Consider the following 16,536-nt stretch of genomic DNA (forward strand, 5'->3'; position numbering starts at 1 on the left):
GGCCAAATATCAAGCCGGTCATGCTGGTTTAATTGTCGTTGGGAGGATTTTTATTTGGTGTGGTCTGGTAAGTCTTCAATTCTTCTTCAGTAATATATTCAAATACCTTGACGACCTTGCGCACGCCACTGATGCTGCTGGCCAGATCAGCAGCATGGTTGCCTTCACGCTGGGTGACACGTCCCATCAAAAAGACGACACCGGCCTCGGTCACGACTTTGAAGGCGTTCGCGGACACTTCCTTGGCATCGACAAAGGTCGCCTTGACCTTGGTCGTCAGCAGGGTGTCATTTGAACGTGATGTGTAATTGGAGACTGGCCCTATGATCAATTCATTGGTGACGGTAGTTACGCCTTCAACGGCACGCATTTCGCGCTCGGCGGCTGATTTGGCATTTTCATCGATCACTTCACCAGTCAAGAGGACTCGGCGGTTAAATGCATTGACATTCACATGACCATTCTTATCCAGCAAACGGGAGATACGGGTTTCGCCTTTGATGACGATGGCCTTGTCCTCGGTTTGCGCACCAAAGGTACGGCGGTCAGTTGCTGCAAAAGTACCTACTACAGCACTGCCTACGACCATTTCCACGCAGCCTTGCAGACTCAAGGCCGCAGCACAGCTCAAACTTATGACTGCAGCAGATTTGCCCAGCTTGCTCAAGGATTTCTTAATCATCAGCATCACCTCCGAATAATGCGGCATCAATGCCGTCACACAAACAATGTATGGTTAATAAATGCACTTCCTGTATGCGCGCGGTCCTGTCATGCGGTACGCAGATATGGACATCGGCCTCAGTCAGGATATTCGTAATTTCTCCGCCGCCCTTGCCGGTCAGCGCCACGACGCGCATATCCCGCTCAAGTGCGGCGTTGATGGCATTCACCACGCTCAGCGAATTGCCTGAAGTGGATAAGGCCAGCAAGATATCGCCAGACTGCCCAAACGCCTGTACCTGCTTGGAAAATACTTCATTAAAACTATAGTCATTGGCGACTGCAGTCAAAATCGACGTATCTGTCGTCAGTGCCATGGCCGGTAAAGGCAGGCGCTCACGCTCAAAGCGTCCCACCAGCTCAGCAGCAAAATGCTGGCAGTCAGCCGCAGAACCGCCATTCCCGCAGGCGAGTATCTTGTTACCATTAGACAGCGCTGAGAACATGAGTTCCACTGCTTCTGAAATAGGCTGAGCCAGCTCTGTGCCAGCCCGCATCTTTAATTCTGCACTTTCCTGGAAGTGCGCCAATATGCGTTGATTTGTCATAATGCTTACTTAGTCTGATTGCGTCAGATTATACGGCAGGCTGAGCATTAGTGGACCGTAACAGTGAAAGCAGAGTGCCTGTCACGTGCGCGCCGACCAAGGCTGCGTTGCAAATACTCGCGATAGTCCGACTATCGCTGCGCATGCTTCTGCCCTTGCCTTGCCCTGGCCGCCGGGCACGCGCCCTTCACTTCAGCTTTCACTATTCCAGTCCACTAGCCTGTCACTTCCTCAAGCGACGATAATATTCTTTAGCCAGTTGATCTGCTCTCCATCTATGGCCACCAGATCAAAACGACAAGCGGGCTGGGTCTTTTTTGCTAACAAATAGACTTGCGCAGCATGCACCATACGCCTTTGTTTGGCTAGTGTGACGCTGGCAATGGCACCGCCAAATTGCATGGAACTGCGTTTCCTGACTTCGACAAAGACCAGCACAGCACCATCCTGCATGATAAGGTCGATTTCGCCACCTTTGCATAAAAAGTTCTGTTGTATCAGTTTCAAGCCAGCTTTTTGCAAATACAGCAGTGCCAGGCTTTCTGCCTCGTCGCCGGTACGGCGGCGGCTGGTACGCTGGTCAGCTCCCGATTTGCTATCTGGCGTTTCTGCAGTCTTTGCGAGTCTCATTGGCGTACAATCTCGGCTAATTCATTTGCTTAATTTGCATACTACATAAAGGAACAGGCATGAGCACCACCGACAAGGCACTGTTCACAAGTGCGACTGTGATCGAGGCAGTCACCCGGCAAAATTATCCGGCAGCGACCTTATATGTAGTCGCTACTCCTATTGGTAATGTCGCCGATATCTCCCTGCGCGCCCTGCACTTGCTGTCGCTGGCAGATGCGATTGCCTGTGAAGATACCCGCAATACTGCACAATTGCTATCACGCTATGGTATCAGCAAACCCCTGATCGCAGCTCACCAGCATAATGAGCGCGAAGTGGCAGAAAAAATACTGGCCCGCTTGCAGGCAGGCGAGCGTATTGCGCTGGTGTCTGACGCTGGTACACCCGGTGTATCCGACCCCGGTGCCAAGATCGTTGATGCAGTCAAACTGGCGGGTTTGCCAGTTACACCTTTGCCGGGCGCATCTGCCGCCATTAGCGCCCTGTCGGCTAGTGGCCTGATACATGATCGTTTTTATTTTGTCGGCTTCTTGCCAGCCAAGGCCGGACAGCGCGACAGTATCTTGCGGGAAGTGCAAGCCATACCTGCCAGCCTGATTTTTTATGAAGCGCCGCACCGTATCATCGAAGCGGTAGCCGCCATGCGGGCAGTATTTGGTGACGCACGCCGCATCGTGCTGGCGCGTGAAGTCAGCAAACTGTTTGAAGAAATCCACCGCTGTAGCCTGGCTGAAGCAGAGAGCTGGCTGGCGGCTGACAGCCACAGGGGAAAAGGCGAATACGTGATCCTCATCGAAGCCGCAGCAGCCGCAGTAGATAATCAGGAGCTCGAAGCGCGCCGGGTCTTGCAGATTTTGTTGGAAGAATGCTCAGTCAAGCAGGCTGCCAGTCTGGCAGCGCAACTGACCGGGCAAAAGAAAAATGCCCTGTACCAGATGGCGCTGGAGATGAAGCAGACAGACGAAGAATAAATCCTGGAGACTGCAACAATTCACTAGCGCTGCACGATCAGAGGTTTGCCCACGCCAAGATCACTTGCCTGAACAATTGCTGCGGTTGCTTCGCTACGGTTGGCAAATGGCCCACTGACGAGACGATACAGACTACCTTGTTGCACGATATCAAAGCCAGGCAGCTTGCTGCTTGCGCGTCCCTTGAGATGGTTCATGATGGCCTCAGCATTCGCGCGTATCGCGTAAGCGCCGAATTGTATGTAGTAGCCGGGCGTTGCTGATGCGGTGGTATTGCTTGCCGCATTAGCTGATGTATTGGCTGTGCCGGTAGCAGCTACAGGCGGGGTAAATTTTTCTACTGGCTTGCTGTCCTGGGATGCCAGCAATTCTTCCATGCTCATGGTCGCGGCTGGATTGGTCCGCACAACAGGCAATTCCCGGGCAGGTACTGGCGTGGTGACCGCGATGGCTGTGTCCTGCCTTGCGACTTGCACAGGCTGAGTAACTTGGGCAGATTGCGATGGTTGATTTTTGCGGTTCTCAGCCATTCTCTCTATGTCAGCAGGTAGCAGGCGCTCAACTTCGATCTGGCTGCTGCCCTTGCCTATGACATCAAGCTTCAGGGCTGCGGTGTAAGACAGATCAATAATGCGGCTGGCATGAAAGGGCCCGCGGTCATTGATGCGGACGATGATCTGCTTGCCGTTGCTTACATTCGTGACCCGCGCATAAGAAGGTATAGGCAGGATGGGATGGGCAGCAGTGATCTTGTACATGTCATACAGTTCACCGGATGAAGTCTTTTGCCCGTGGAATTTTTTGCCATACCAGCTGCCAACACCACGCTGCACGAATGGTGTGGTGCTGTCTGCTATCGGGGTATAGGTTTTGCCAAATACCACATAGGGCTTGTTACCTGAGCGGGAATAATTTTCCAGTGTGGGAATGGGATCTACTGTATTTTCCAGGCCTTCGGGTATGTTTTCACCAGGGCCGTCATCCTTGTAATAAGCGCCTTTGCCAGAATTTGCCTTGGGCAAGGCTGCTGTCTGAGACGGACTGGATTTTGTGAGGCTGGCAGGGCGCGGGTTATCAGCAGTAATGACGTTATTCTTCGGTGCACTGCCGCATGCCACCAGTAATACTGCGCTGGCTGCCAGCAATGGCAGGTGACCATAACGGGCGCGCATGACAGACATGCGCAATGTCATGTCTGCACCAGTTTTCGGTTACGCTGCACGCTCATCATTATCCCTAATCCCATACCCAGCGTCACCAGTGCAGTGCCGCCATAACTCATGAAAGGCAAAGGTACCCCAACGACGGGGACTATGCCTATAACCATGCCCATATTCACGAAGGCATAGGTAAAGAATATCATAGTCACGGCACCAGCCATCAAACGCGAGAATAGCGTGGGCGCATTGGCAGCAATCACCAGACAGCGCAGTATCAATAAAAAGTACAGGGTAACCAGTATCACATTGCCAACAAAACCAAATTCTTCAGAGAACACGGCGAAGATAAAATCTGTCGTATGTTCGGGAATGAATTCCAGATGAGCCTGCGTCCCTTTCATATAACCCTTGCCATGCAAGCCACCGGAACCAACCGCAATGGTCGATTGTATGATGTGGAAGCCCTTGCCCAGGGGATCACGGTTAGGGTCCAGCATGGTCAATACCCGGTCGCGCTGGTAGTCATGCAACATGTATGGCCAGACTACGGTCGGGATAATGATAGCCGCCGCCGTAATCAGTGAGATCAGAAACTTCCAGGATAAGCCAGCCAGGAAAACCACAGTAAAACCGGCCGCAGTAACCAGCATGGCGGTACCCAGATCCGGCTGCTTGGCGATCAGTGCGGCGGGTATGCCAAGAATCACGGCACCAATCACAAAATCACGCCAGCGCAAGGCACCTTCGCGCTTCTGGAAATACCAGGCCAGCATGAGCGGGGTGGCAATTTTCATCATCTCTGATGGTTGCATGTCTATACCCACATGCAACCAGCGGCGAGAACCTTTTTTGACCAGGCCAAACAACGCAACTGCAATCAGCAAAGCCACCCCAAAGGTGTAAATCGGTATGGCAAAGCGCATCAGCGTCTGCGGCGGGATATTCGCCATGACCCACATGATGAAAAGAGACACCATGATATTCCTGACCTGGCCTTCAACACGTCCGGGGAAATCCATGCCCGCAGAATACAGGGTCATGATGCCTATCGACATGATCATGAACACCAGTATCGCCAGGGTCGCATCAAAGACAAAGATGTGCGAGCGGATGAAATGCCAGTTAAAACTATTCTTTTGCATTTTCAATCCTTATTGCCTGTAGTTTCGCCACCGGGTTTAGGACCCGGATCAGGCTCAGCCGGTGTCTTGACTTCAGCGTCTGAACGGTACAAGGCCATGTCGCTTTGCGGCTTGGGTTGTGGTGGTACCTGGTCCTTGCTGCCCTTGTCTTGCGGACGCTTGCCCAGCAAGTAATAGTCAAGTGCCTTGCGCACGATGGGCGCAGCCGCCTCGGCACCAAAGCCGCCGTTCTCTACAATAATGGCGATCGCTATTTTAGGACGGTCAGCCGGTGCGAAGGCAGTATACAGAGAGTGATCAAGATGGCGCGCAGCCATGTTCTTGGCATTATATTTCTCGCCCTTTTTAATACCCACCACCTGAGCTGTCCCTGTCTTGCCACCAGAAACATATTCAGTTCCCTGAAACACCCTGGCAGAAGTACCCTCTTTGGTGACGCCGACCATGGCATTTTTGATGAAATCTATATTTTCCTGCTTAAGGGAAATACGTGCCGTCTCTTTGGGAACAGTCAAGACCCTTTGCCTGGTTTGCGGGTCTTCTGTCATCTTGACCAGATGCGGTTTCATGATGATGCCGTTATTTGCCAGTGTCGCCATGGCGTGCGCCATCTGCAAAGGAGTGAAAGTATTTTGTCCCTGACCAATCCCCAGAGAAATGGTGTCACCCAGTACCCAGCGCTGTTGTGCCGGTTTTTTCTTGAAGGCTTCGCGCTTCCAGGCAGTCGAAGGTAACAAGCCGGATCGTTCATGCTCCAGGTCGATGCCGGTGATTTGGCCAAAACCGAAAGGTTTCATGAAATCATGCATGACATCTACCGTCAGGTCATTGGCCAGCATGTAGTAATACGTATCGCAGGACTGCACGATGGAACGGTACATATCGACCATGCCATGCCCGCCGGCTTTATCGTCCTTGAAGGTATGGTTACCAAAAGTAAAATAGCCAGGATCAGCAATTGCCTGCGAAGTGGTGCGCTTGCCCAGCTCCAGTGCGGCCAATGCCATGAAAGGCTTGTAGGTGGAGCCTGGTGGATACGCACCTGTCAATGGCCGGTTCAACAAGGGTTTGTCTTCGGACGTATTGAGTTCATTCCAGCTTTGCTGGTCTATGCCCTCGACAAACAGGTTGGGATCATAAGTAGGCTTGGACACAAAAGCCAGCACGTCACCGGTCTCAGGTTCAATGGCGACCAGCGCACCACGCCTGTCGCCAAAGGCTTCTTCTATGACCTTTTGCAGTTCTATATCGACCGACAGGATCAGGTTCTTGCCTGAAGTTGGCGGCGTACGGGACAGCACACGCACAGCCCGGCCACCTGCGGCGACTTCCACTTCTTCAAAACCTGTGCTGCCGTGCAAGATTTTTTCGTAGCTTTTTTCCAGGCCTTCCTTACCTATATAGTCGGTGCCATTGTAATTCGCGGCATCGTCCATTTCATCAATGATCTCGGCATCCTTGGGGCTGATACGGCCTATGTAGCCAATCACATGAGAAGCTGAATCGCCTTGTGGATATTGACGGAACAAACGGGCCTGGATATCGACACCAGGAAAACGGAAACGCTGGGCCGTGAATCTGGCGACCTCATCATCCGTAAGCCGGGTACGGATAGGCAGGCTTTCAAAGCTTTTTGAGTCTTCCAGCAATTTGCGAAAACGCTTGCGGTGCTTGGGCTGTATATCTACCAATACGGCCAGCTCATCAATCAGGACATCCATGTCCTTGCTGATTTTGGAGGGCGTGATTTCCAGCGTATAGGCAGAATAATTACGTGCCAGGATGACGCCATTCCTATCCGTGATCAAGCCACGGTTAGGGACGACGGGGACGATGTCTATGCGGTTTTCATCTGCCAGCAAAGCATAATCATTATGCTTGATGATTTGCAGCCAGACAAAGCGCGTAATCAGTGCGGCAAAACACAGAAATACGAATACACCGATGAAAATCAGGCGCATGCGGAAATAATGCAGTTCGCGTTCCGTATTTTTAAGTTCTGTCATAGTGAAAAAAGTGAAGCAGGTGGCGCAGATAGAGCAGATGAAGCAGACTAATCAGTTCAAAAAACAGACAGCAATCAAAAATACAGCGAACTCAGATAGGACGGGTGTGGTCTTTATCTTTGGCGCGTCTTTGTGGTGCCAGCAAGAGCAAAGTTGCAAACGGCCACAACACAGTCGTCACCAGGCTGACGGTAAAATAAGCCCAGCCCGGGAAATGCGCATCTGGTGCCACCAGCATGCGTACGGCAAGCTGCACCAGCTGTGCAAACAAAAACAGGGGAAACACATGCAGGGTTTGCGTCAGTGGATGAAACCACAGTACGCGCCTGTGTATCATGATGGCAAAATACGATAACAGGGTATAAGCCAGCGCGTTTTCACCCATGTAGATGGAGTCATGCACATCCATCAGCAGCCCCATGGCAAACGCCACACCTATGCCGACCTTGCGCGGCTGGTGTATGGTCCAGAATACCAATACCAGGGCAACAAAATCGGGGACACCTATCCAGCCACCCCATGGTAAGAAATTGAGAAAGAATGCGACGGCGAAACTGATAGCGATAAATAGCGGATTGACCGGCAATAATATGTAGTGCGGGCTATTCATGTTTTGGGCTCCTTTGCAGTTGCAGGTGCATCCTTGGCTGGTGCGTTAGGTGGCGCATCTTTGGCTGGAGTTTCTTTCACAGCACCGTCCTTGACCGGCAAATCTTTCATGGGCTGATCGACAGGTTTGGTATCAGATGTAGGTGCTGCCGCATCACGGGTTACCTTGCGATTGATTTTTTCTTTCTTGGCGCGCACGTCCTCGGTATCCGGACGCGACAAATTATCTGCAGATACCAGCAAGACCAGTAACTGCTTGTTGCGGTCTATGCCCGCAGTCGGCACGCACAAGATGCTTTCAAAGGTGGTATTGGCCTTGTTTTCTACCTGTACTACCTTGGCAACCGCCAGGCCTGGGGGATAGATACCGTCGATGCCTGAAGTCACCAGTTGATCGCCGTTCTGGATATCGGCATTGGTGGTCAGGCGCATGTCCAGGTAGCTGGATTGGCCGCGGCCATAGGCCACGCTGCGCAAGCCATTACGCAGGATTTGCACGGGGATGGCCTGGTTTTTATCGGTCAGCAAGGTTACTTCTGCCGTCAGAGGGAATACCCGCGTCACCTGGCCGACCACACCCTTGTCATCAATCACTGGCTGGGATAATGTCAGGCCATGCTTGATACCACGGTCTATGATGACCTTGCGGCTGGCAGGGTCACGGGCATCGTAGATGATCTCTGCCATGACGGACTTGACTTGCAGACGTTCACGCGCGTCAAGCAGTTTGCGCAGATGGGTGTTTTCTGCCATCAAGTGCCCGGTCTGCTGCAGGGTATCGGCATTCTGGGTTTGCTGGTGCTTCAGTTGCGTGTTTTCTTTTTCCAGTGTCGTGACCGACACAAAATAATCAGAAGCACGCTTGACGGTATCACGTGGCATGACGGCGACCATTTGCACCGGATACAGTACGCTGCCGAGGATTTGCCTGACCAGAGTCAGAGACTTCAGACGGGAATCAACAACTAATAGAAAAATCGCCAGGACGGCAAAGAAAACCACCCTCACGCGCGCAGAGGCGCCTTGCTTGAAGAGTGGTGGCGGGCTGTAATCCATACTTTACCGGTGTTTCTCAGTGAACAGCGCAACAAGCATATAAATTGCAATCAAATCAGCTGTACATCCTGCGCATCAGTAGCCAGGAAAATGCAGCTTCATCAAATACGGGAAGTACAGCCAACACTGGCGCTGACTGTCTTCCCACGATGGTCCGGTACTTAGTCTTATTAAGTCTTATTATTCGTAAGAAAAAATCGAACCCAGCTTATCCATGCGCTCCAGCGCCATGCCAGAGCCACGGACTACGCAAGTCAGCGGGTCTTCTGCAACAATGACTGGCAAACCGGTTTCTTCCATCAGCAAACGGTCGAGGTCACGCAGGAGTGCGCCACCACCGGTCAGCATCATGCCTTTTTCAGCAATATCGGCACCCAGCTCTGGCGGTGTTTGTTCCAGCGCGTTTTTAACGGCAGAAACGATGTTATTCAGAGGATCAGTCAGTGCTTCCAGGATTTCATTACTGGAAATCGTGAAGGAGCGAGGAATACCTTCAGACAGATTACGTCCCTTGACTTCCATTTCCTTGACTTCAGAACCCGGGAAAGCAGAACCGATGGCTTTTTTGATGGCTTCAGCAGTCTGTTCACCGATCAGCATGCCGTAGTTGCGGCGGATGTAGTTGACAATCGCTTCGTCAAACTTGTCACCACCGACGCGGACCGAACCCTTATAGACCATGCCGCCGAGGGAAATGATACCGACTTCTGTCGTACCACCACCGATATCAACCACCATCGAACCAGTTGCCTCAGACACTGGCAAACCAGCACCTATCGCCGCTGCCATCGGTTCTTCAATCAAATACACTTGAGAAGCACCGGCACCCAAAGCAGATTCACGGATCGCACGGCGTTCTACCTGAGTAGAACCGCAAGGGACACAAATGATGATGCGTGGGGATGGTTTGAAGAACTTGGTGTCATGCACCATGCGGATGAATTGCTTGAGCATTTGCTCGGTGACGGTAAAGTCGGCAATCACACCATCTTTCATCGGGCGGATGGCTTCAATATTGCCTGGTACCTTGCCCAGCATCTGCTTGGCTTCTTTACCTACTGCCTGTATTGTTTTCTTGCCGTTAGGGCCGCCTTCTTGACGGATCGCTACTACGGATGGTTCATCAAGCACGATACCCTGTCCACGTACATAAATCAGCGTATTGGCTGTTCCCAGATCGATCGCCAGATCATTTGAAAAATAACTACGTAAAAAACCAAACATGTATATTGTCCTGTATTTAACTGATTGTGGGCTCAACCCGCTCTGCCGGGCTGCGCTACCGAATTTTTAACCCTGACTGATTCCAGTAAAAACTGAGCAGCCATCTCGCAATCCAAGCATGTTAGGGGATTTAGCAAGCCATTTAGGGCATTAACCCGCCATTCTACCTTATAATCTGTTTAAATTTATTCGATACCAACACCTAAATTATGCTTTTGGTGGTATGTCGAATTATGTATTTTTTGACACTCTTTTCGCGCAAAAATGCGCTCCTGAACTATGTCACTGACAATTAAAGATGTAGAAAGAATTGCCAAATTGGCAAATATACAGACCTCCCCTGAAGAAGCGACTGCTACGCTGGAGAAACTGAACGGTATTTTCTCGCTGGTCGAGCAATTAAGAGCAGTCGATACCACGGGTGTGGCGCCTCTGAGCCACCCTATCGCCGCCCTGCTGCCAGAAATGGCTTTGCGCCTGCGCGAAGACGTGGTTACTGAAAGCAATCATCGCGAAGATTATCAAAAGCCAGCGCCAGCGACACAAGATGGCCTTTACCTCGTACCTCAGGTTATTGAGACTGAATAAGTCATATTTCACTTATGCATACCAAGACAATTTCGCAATTATCCACCCTGCTGCAAAGCAAGCAGGTTTCCGCCACTGAACTTGCCCAGCATTATCTGAACCGTATTGCTGCCAGTGACCTGAATGCCTTTCTGCATGTGAATCCTGAATGGACTTTGCAGCAGGCAGCCGCAGCCGATGCACGTCTGGCCAGTGGTGATGCCGGTGTATTGACGGGCGTACCTATCGCCCATAAAGATATTTTCGTGACACGCGACTGGCGTTCGACTGCAGGCTCGCGCATGCTGGGAAATTATGTCAGTCCCTTTGATGCCACTGTCGTTGAGCTGTTCAATAAAGCTGGCACGGTCACGCTGGGTAAATTGAATTGCGATGAATTCGCCATGGGTTCATCTAATGAAAATTCTTATTTTGGCGCGGTGAAAAACCCCTGGGACAAGACTGCCGTACCCGGTGGTTCTTCTGGTGGTTCGGCAGCGGCGATTGCTGCGCGTCTGGCACCGGCAGTGACAGCTACTGACACTGGCGGCTCTATCCGCCAACCGGCATCATTTTGCGGCGTTACCGGTATCAAGCCAACTTATGGCAGCGTATCGCGTTACGGCATGATCGCATTTGCGTCTTCACTGGACCAGGGCGGCCCTATCGCCCAGACAGCAGAAGATTGCGGTATTTTGCTGAATGCGATGACAGGTTTTGATGAGAAGGATTCGACTTCTCTCGAACGCAAAAAAGAAGATTTCAACCGTGACCTGAACAAATCTTTGCAAGGCTTGCGCATCGGTGTACCGAAAGAATTTTTCTCTGGTGGCTTGGCCGCAGATGTGGAACAGGCAGTGCGTGCTGCGTTGGCTGAATATGAAAAGCTGGGCGCGACACTGGTAGAAATTTCTTTGCCAAAAACCGAGTTGTCCATCCCTGTGTATTATGTAATTGCGCCAGCAGAGGCTTCTTCGAATCTGAGCCGTTTTGACGGTGTACGTTATGGCCATCGCGCAGCAGATTATACTGACCTTGAAGACATGTACAAAAAGTCGCGTGCTGAAGGTTTTGGTGCAGAAGTCAAACGCCGTATCCTGGTCGGTGCCTATGTACTGTCGCACGGTTACTATGATGCTTATTATTTGCAGGCACAGAAAATACGCCGCCTGATCGCCCAGGATTTTGCCACTGCATTCGAGAAATGCGATGTCATCATGGGACCGGTAGCACCGACCGTGGCCTGGGACCTGGGCTCGAAAGCCGATGATCCGGTAGCCAACTATCTGGCTGATATTTTCACCCTTTCTACCAGTCTGGCTGGCTTGCCTGGCATGTCCATCCCTTGTGGTTTTGGTCAGGGTGAAAAAAATGCGAAGCGCCCGGTAGGTTTGCAAATCATCGGCAATTATTATGATGAAGCGAAATTGCTGAATGTGGCTCACCAGTTCCAGCAAGCGACAGACTGGCATACACGCGCACCGGCATGAGCCTCTTCCCTCTGGCAGGGAATGAAAGATCATGGACATGGAATTGATGTGCTGCTTTCGATAAAAAGCAGAGGCAATAAACAAAGATATAACGAGGAATATTATGCAATGGGAAGTCGTTATCGGTTTTGAGACGCATGCGCAACTCAAGACCAACTCAAAAATTTTCAGCGGCTCTTCAATACAATTTGGTGCCGAACCCAATACCCAGGCCAGCCCGGTGGATCTGGCCCTGCCTGGCGTGTTGCCGGTCATGAATAAAGGTGCGGTAGAAAAAGCCATACAGTTTGGCCTGGCCGTCGGTGCCGTGGTTGCACCTGAATCCATCTTCGCTCGCAAAAATTACTTTTACCCTGACCTGCCCAAAGGCTATCAGATCAGCCAGTTTGAAATCCCGGTAGTACAGGGCGGTTTCGTGCCTTGCGTATTTGAAAAAGATGGCAAGGCCGAATTTAGAAATATTGAACTGACACGCGCCCACCTGGAAGAAGACGCTGGCAAATCTACCCACGGTGCAGCCGCCCGTATGACAGGCATAGACTTGAACCGTGCAGGTACGCCCTTGCTGGAAATCGTTACTGAACCTGTGATGCGTAGTGCTGCTGAAGCGGTGGCTTATGCCAAAGCCCTACACTCTCTGGTGACCTGGCTGGACATCTGCGATGGCAATATGCAAGAAGGTTCTTTCCGTTGTGATGCCAATGTGTCAGTGCGTCCTGTCGGTCAAAAAGAATTTGGCACACGTTGCGAAATAAAAAACCTGAACTCTTTCCGTTTCCTGGAAGAGGCGATTAATTATGAAGTGCGCCGCCAGATCATTGAGATTGAAGAAGGTCGGCCTATCATTCAACAAACGCGCCTGTATGACCCGGATAAGAAAATTACAGTAAAAATGCGCGACAAGGAAGATTCGATGGATTATCGTTACTTCCCTGACCCTGATCTGCCACCACTGAAGATCAGCCGCGAATGGGTAGAACAAGTTCGTGCTACCATGCCTGAGCTGCCATCTGCGATGCGCCAGCGTTTCATCGAGCAATTGGGTTTGACTGAATACGATGCGACTGTCCTGACGCAATCCAAAGGCATGGCTACTTATTTTGAAGCGGTGGTGACTGCTGCTGGTGCAGCACAAGCCAAGCCTGCGGCCAACTGGATGATGGGTGATGTGTCAGCGACTCTGAACCGTGAAGGCCTGGATATCAGCGCTATTCCAGTAACGTCCGCGCAGTTGGCAGTGCTGTTGCAACGTATTGCTGATGGCACGATTTCCAACAAGATTGCCAAGGAAGTGTTCGCAGCGATGTGGGAAGCACCATCTGCAGATGTAAATCTGGCAGACCAGGTGATTGACGCCAAAGGTCTGAAGCAAATTTCTGACGTTGGCGCGCTGGAAAAAATCATTGACGAAGTCATGGCTGCGAATCAGCAGTCTGTCGATGAATACCGTGCAGGCAAAGAGAAGGCATTCAACTCCCTGGTTGGTCAGGCGATGAAGGCAACCAAAGGCAAGGGCAACCCTGCACAGGTCAATGAATTGCTCAAGAAAAAACTGACTGGTTAATTCCTGCTTGAAAATGAAAAACGGCACATCTGTGAAGATGTGCCGTTTTTTTGTATCTGCTGATTTAGTGACTGGCTTGGCGTCTACTTCAAATCCCGGCAGCAGCCTTTATCAAGATCAATTCGGTGCAAAGTAAGCAGCTACTGTCTGTACATCATCCACATTGATATTACCTGCAGTGACGCGCAGCTTGAGGTAGCTGATCAGGTAATTGTACTTGGCTTGCGCCAGGTCACGTTTGGCAGCAACCAGTTGTTGCTCGGAACCGAGCACGTCCAGATTGATACGCACACCACCTTTGACACTTTGCTTGGTTGCTTCAACCAGCAAAGTCGCGGAGTTGACGGACTTTTGCAAAGCACTGATTTTCGTCAAACTGGTTTGTATAGCATTAAATTGCTTGCGCAATTCTATCGAAATTCTGTTCTTGGTTGAGTCCAGATCAGCTTTGGCCTTGTCGCGGTTGGCGATGGCCTGATTACTGATTGCGGTGACATAACCACCGGAATAAATCGGTATCACCAATTGCACGCCTATGCTCTTGATCGTCTGATCTTGCGTACGTGTCGTGATACTGTCAGACAAACCACGGTTGTAACCAACGTTCAGATCCAGCCTTGGTGTATGGCCTGCTTTACTCTTGCTGATTTCCAGTTCGGCAGCTTCGACAGAATATTTGGCGGCTGCAATTTCAGGATTGCTTTCTGTTGCGATCGTCATCCACTCTTCAAAACTGGAGAGGGCAACAGGCATCACGGTAAACTCTGGGCGCAAGCCATCAAGCTGCACTACTTCACTGCCAATGATGGCAGAAAAAGCATTCCTTGAATTCAGCAAATTGTCTTGTGCTTCTATCACCTGAGCCTCGGCAACATCAAGTTTTGCCTGAGTTTCCAGCATGTCGGTCTTGGTGCCTTCACCTTTTTCAAACATACGCTCATTGATGCGTTTCTGCTCGGCATAAGCATCTCTTTGGGCACGGAACAAATCTACCTGATCTTCAGAGAATTTGACATCCGCATAAGCAGTCGTCAGACGGATGATCAAGTCTTTGCTACGCGCAGAAAAGATAGCGTCGCTATAGTTGGTCTGCGCTATGCCCTGCTTGTAACGCGCTGCCGTATCCAGACTGAACAGTACCTGACGCAAGGAAACAGAATTGGTGATGCTGGTGTAATCGTAATTACTGACCGCCACACCACCAGTTGGCTGACCCAAAAAGTTGGTCGCCGGCGAGGTGATTTCTGCGCGGTTTTTACCTGTTCCATAAGCATACTGTATGGTTGGCAATAAACCGGCCCGGCCGATATTACGGTATTCCTTACCCGCGATATTTTCTGAAACAGCTGCACGGTAAGTAGGATCATTGACCAACGCAGCCTCATAGGCCTGCAACAAGCCCATGGCCTGAGCCTGGCCTGCCGACATCACCAGGACGCCACAGGCAGCTGCGATCAGATTAAGGCGCTTCCATGATTTTTTCATCATTAATCCTCAGTCATTGCAGAATGGGCACGGTCGATCACTGGTTTCAACAGGTAGTTCATCATGGTGCGGCCACCAGTGCTGACAAACATTTCAACAGGCATACCAGGACGGATGTTCAGGTTGGCAATCATTTTCTTGCCTTCAGGTGCTACTTCTGCACGGACTTTATAGAAGGCCTGGCCAGTTCTTTCATCGACAGTACGGTCAGCGGATACCTGAGTAATGATGCCCGGAATATGCGGTGTGGTATTGGTATTGAAGGCAGAGAAAATCAATTCTGTTTTCAAACCGGCATGCACTTTATCTACCAGATTGACTGGCAAGCTTGCTTCGACGATCAGCGCATCATCCTGCGGAACCAGTTCCATCAATTTGAAACCGCTAGGCACAACAGCACCTTTGGTGAATACGTTCAAGCCAACAACGGTGCCTGACACAGGTGCTTTCACTGCGACATTGTTCAGATCAAAATCCAGTGCAGTCAGGCGGTTTTGCAAGGCTTCTGCTTCTTTCTGGACATCAGACAATTGTGTGCGGATTTCTTTTTGATAGTCTTGCTGACGCTGTGATTTACGCAAGCCCATTTCCATGATCTGGCGTGAGACACGGCCCATATTACCCAGGTCTTCAGAGATACTGCCATTCACCTGCGCATAAGTACGTTCCAGATCCAGCAGACGATTGCGGGCAATATAGCCTTCCTTGGCCAGATCACGCATACCATCGAGCTGTTCTTTGAGGAACTGTTGCTGTTGCTTTTTGCTGACCATGGATTCTTCCAGGCCTTTGTGTTGCGATTTCAAACCAGCGATGTTTTCATCTACTGCACCCAACTCACTTTGTATGGAAATCTGACGTGTAGTGAACAGTTGCTGTTGCAGCGAAATGACGTTAGCAACGCGAGGATCGCTTTTTGCCTCATCCAGTTCCTTGGGAAAACTGATGGACTTTGCACCTACGCGTTCAGCCAGCAATCTTGCTTCTACCGCCTGGGCTGTAAACAATTGTACCCTGGTGATTTCTGCATTTGACTTGGCACTGACAGAGTTCATTTTCAGCAAGGTTTGGCCTGCTTTGACGACATCACCATCCTTGACCAGGATTTCATCAACCGTACCACCAGTCTGATGCTGTATGACTTTACGGCTGGAGGCCACGGCCACGTTACCGCTCATGGGCACGCCTTTATCGAGCTTGGCAGTAAACGCCCACAGCAGGAAGCCAACCACGCCGATCAGGATGATGATCCAGCCCAGGCGGGAGTAGCCACGTGCATCTGTATTGACTTCGAGTATTTCTACGTTGTGAGTTGCCACGTCCGTGACATCACCTTTTTTGACCAATGCATTTTTCAT

At 50.9% G+C, this 16,536-nt stretch carries 15 protein-coding genes; 4 read left to right on the forward strand and 11 right to left on the reverse strand.

What is annotated here, in order from left to right:
* Nucleotides 1–28: 28 nt before the first annotated feature.
* From ACO0LI_RS26105 to ACO0LI_RS26115, 3 genes are all read right to left on the reverse strand, one after another.
* Nucleotides 29–682 (reverse strand): BON domain-containing protein, encoded by a 654-nt coding sequence (locus ACO0LI_RS26105; RefSeq protein ID WP_422950036.1) that lies wholly within the window; start codon nt 680–682, stop codon nt 29–31.
* Entirely contained in the window at nt 675–1,271 is a 597-nt protein-coding gene (locus ACO0LI_RS26110; protein WP_162043771.1) for a phosphoheptose isomerase, read from the reverse strand. Before ACO0LI_RS26110 ends, ACO0LI_RS26105 begins: the two co-directional genes overlap by 8 nt.
* A 231-nt stretch (nt 1,272–1,502) precedes the next feature.
* A complete protein-coding gene (locus ACO0LI_RS26115) occupies nt 1,503–1,901 on the reverse strand; it encodes a YraN family protein (protein ID WP_423036327.1) in 399 nt (132 codons plus the stop codon).
* 59 nt (nt 1,902–1,960) lie between these two features.
* Here ACO0LI_RS26115 and rsmI point away from each other — a divergent pair, with 59 nt between their 5' ends.
* A complete protein-coding gene (gene rsmI / locus ACO0LI_RS26120) occupies nt 1,961–2,875 on the forward strand; it encodes a 16S rRNA (cytidine(1402)-2'-O)-methyltransferase (RefSeq protein WP_423036329.1) in 915 nt (304 codons plus the stop codon).
* Nucleotides 2,876–2,898: 23 nt separating this feature from the next.
* Here the strand turns inward: rsmI and ACO0LI_RS26125 are convergent, their stop codons facing one another.
* The 6 genes from ACO0LI_RS26125 to ACO0LI_RS26150 form a co-directional block, all read right to left on the reverse strand.
* A complete protein-coding gene (locus ACO0LI_RS26125; RefSeq protein ID WP_423036331.1) occupies nt 2,899–4,068 on the reverse strand; it encodes a septal ring lytic transglycosylase RlpA family protein in 1,170 nt (389 codons plus the stop codon).
* Nucleotides 4,065–5,177, reverse strand: a complete 1,113-nt coding sequence (gene rodA / locus ACO0LI_RS26130) for a rod shape-determining protein RodA (RefSeq protein WP_422950032.1) — start codon at nt 5,175–5,177, stop codon at nt 4,065–4,067. Before rodA ends, ACO0LI_RS26125 begins: the two co-directional genes overlap by 4 nt.
* 2 nt (nt 5,178–5,179) lie before the next feature.
* Nucleotides 5,180–7,183 carry a penicillin-binding protein 2 gene (mrdA, locus tag ACO0LI_RS26135; protein WP_423036333.1) on the reverse strand — a complete coding sequence of 668 codons (2,004 nt, stop codon included), beginning with the start codon at nt 7,181–7,183 and terminating at the stop codon, nt 5,180–5,182.
* A gap of 91 nt (nt 7,184–7,274) precedes the next feature.
* On the reverse strand, nt 7,275–7,793 hold the full coding sequence (gene mreD / locus ACO0LI_RS26140) for a rod shape-determining protein MreD (RefSeq protein ID WP_162061164.1): 519 nt from the start codon (nt 7,791–7,793) through the stop codon (nt 7,275–7,277).
* Nucleotides 7,790–8,848 carry a rod shape-determining protein MreC gene (gene mreC / locus ACO0LI_RS26145; protein ID WP_423036335.1) on the reverse strand — a complete coding sequence of 353 codons (1,059 nt, stop codon included), beginning with the start codon at nt 8,846–8,848 and terminating at the stop codon, nt 7,790–7,792. Before mreC ends, mreD begins: the two co-directional genes overlap by 4 nt.
* A 180-nt stretch (nt 8,849–9,028) precedes the next feature.
* Nucleotides 9,029–10,072, reverse strand: a complete 1,044-nt coding sequence (locus tag ACO0LI_RS26150) for a rod shape-determining protein (RefSeq protein ID WP_162061166.1) — start codon at nt 10,070–10,072, stop codon at nt 9,029–9,031.
* Between the two features lie 279 nt (nt 10,073–10,351).
* Here ACO0LI_RS26150 and gatC point away from each other — a divergent pair, with 279 nt between their 5' ends.
* The 3 genes from gatC (at nt 10,352) to gatB (ending at nt 13,693) form a co-directional block, all read left to right on the forward strand.
* Nucleotides 10,352–10,660 (forward strand): Asp-tRNA(Asn)/Glu-tRNA(Gln) amidotransferase subunit GatC, encoded by a 309-nt coding sequence (gatC, locus tag ACO0LI_RS26155; protein WP_422950029.1) that lies wholly within the window; start codon nt 10,352–10,354, stop codon nt 10,658–10,660.
* Nucleotides 10,661–10,674: 14 nt separating this feature from the next.
* Entirely contained in the window at nt 10,675–12,129 is a 1,455-nt protein-coding gene (gatA, locus tag ACO0LI_RS26160) for an Asp-tRNA(Asn)/Glu-tRNA(Gln) amidotransferase subunit GatA (protein ID WP_423036337.1), read from the forward strand.
* A gap of 88 nt (nt 12,130–12,217) precedes the next feature.
* The gene (gene gatB, locus ACO0LI_RS26165) at nt 12,218–13,693 is read left to right on the forward strand and encodes an Asp-tRNA(Asn)/Glu-tRNA(Gln) amidotransferase subunit GatB (RefSeq protein WP_423036353.1); all 1,476 of its coding nucleotides are present in this window, start codon (nt 12,218–12,220) and stop codon (nt 13,691–13,693) included.
* Between the two features lie 117 nt (nt 13,694–13,810).
* On the opposite strand, the gene ACO0LI_RS26170 is transcribed toward gatB, so the two are convergent.
* Complete coding sequence (locus ACO0LI_RS26170; protein WP_423036339.1) at nt 13,811–15,178, reverse strand: TolC family outer membrane protein; 1,368 nt, start codon at nt 15,176–15,178, stop codon at nt 13,811–13,813.
* 2 nt (nt 15,179–15,180) lie between these two features.
* Nucleotides 15,181–16,536, reverse strand: a complete 1,356-nt coding sequence (locus tag ACO0LI_RS26175; RefSeq protein WP_422978048.1) for an HlyD family type I secretion periplasmic adaptor subunit — start codon at nt 16,534–16,536, stop codon at nt 15,181–15,183.

This window comes from Undibacterium sp. Tian12W, assembly GCF_049339405.1.
Classification (GTDB): Bacteria; Pseudomonadota; Gammaproteobacteria; order Burkholderiales; family Burkholderiaceae_D; genus Undibacterium.

What these genes read in the sequence shown, in the direction of transcription:
- ACO0LI_RS26105 (WP_422950036.1), bottom strand. Translation starts at nt 682, where the DNA reads ATGATTAAGAAATCCTTGAGCAAGCTGGGCAAATCTGCTGCAGTCATA.
- ACO0LI_RS26110 (WP_162043771.1), bottom strand. Translation starts at nt 1,271, where the DNA reads ATGACAAATCAACGCATATTGGCGCACTTCCAGGAAAGTGCAGAATTA.
- ACO0LI_RS26115 (WP_423036327.1), bottom strand. Translation starts at nt 1,901, where the DNA reads ATGAGACTCGCAAAGACTGCAGAAACGCCAGATAGCAAATCGGGAGCT.
- rsmI (WP_423036329.1), top strand. Translation starts at nt 1,961, where the DNA reads ATGAGCACCACCGACAAGGCACTGTTCACAAGTGCGACTGTGATCGAG.
- ACO0LI_RS26125 (WP_423036331.1), bottom strand. Translation starts at nt 4,068, where the DNA reads ATGACATTGCGCATGTCTGTCATGCGCGCCCGTTATGGTCACCTGCCA.
- rodA (WP_422950032.1), bottom strand. Translation starts at nt 5,177, where the DNA reads ATGCAAAAGAATAGTTTTAACTGGCATTTCATCCGCTCGCACATCTTT.
- mrdA (WP_423036333.1), bottom strand. Translation starts at nt 7,183, where the DNA reads ATGACAGAACTTAAAAATACGGAACGCGAACTGCATTATTTCCGCATG.
- mreD (WP_162061164.1), bottom strand. Translation starts at nt 7,793, where the DNA reads ATGAATAGCCCGCACTACATATTATTGCCGGTCAATCCGCTATTTATC.
- mreC (WP_423036335.1), bottom strand. Translation starts at nt 8,848, where the DNA reads ATGGATTACAGCCCGCCACCACTCTTCAAGCAAGGCGCCTCTGCGCGC.
- ACO0LI_RS26150 (WP_162061166.1), bottom strand. Translation starts at nt 10,072, where the DNA reads ATGTTTGGTTTTTTACGTAGTTATTTTTCAAATGATCTGGCGATCGAT.
- gatC (WP_422950029.1), top strand. Translation starts at nt 10,352, where the DNA reads ATGTCACTGACAATTAAAGATGTAGAAAGAATTGCCAAATTGGCAAAT.
- gatA (WP_423036337.1), top strand. Translation starts at nt 10,675, where the DNA reads ATGCATACCAAGACAATTTCGCAATTATCCACCCTGCTGCAAAGCAAG.
- ACO0LI_RS26170 (WP_423036339.1), bottom strand. Translation starts at nt 15,178, where the DNA reads ATGAAAAAATCATGGAAGCGCCTTAATCTGATCGCAGCTGCCTGTGGC.
- ACO0LI_RS26175 (WP_422978048.1), bottom strand. Translation starts at nt 16,536, where the DNA reads ATGAAAAATGCATTGGTCAAAAAAGGTGATGTCACGGACGTGGCAACT.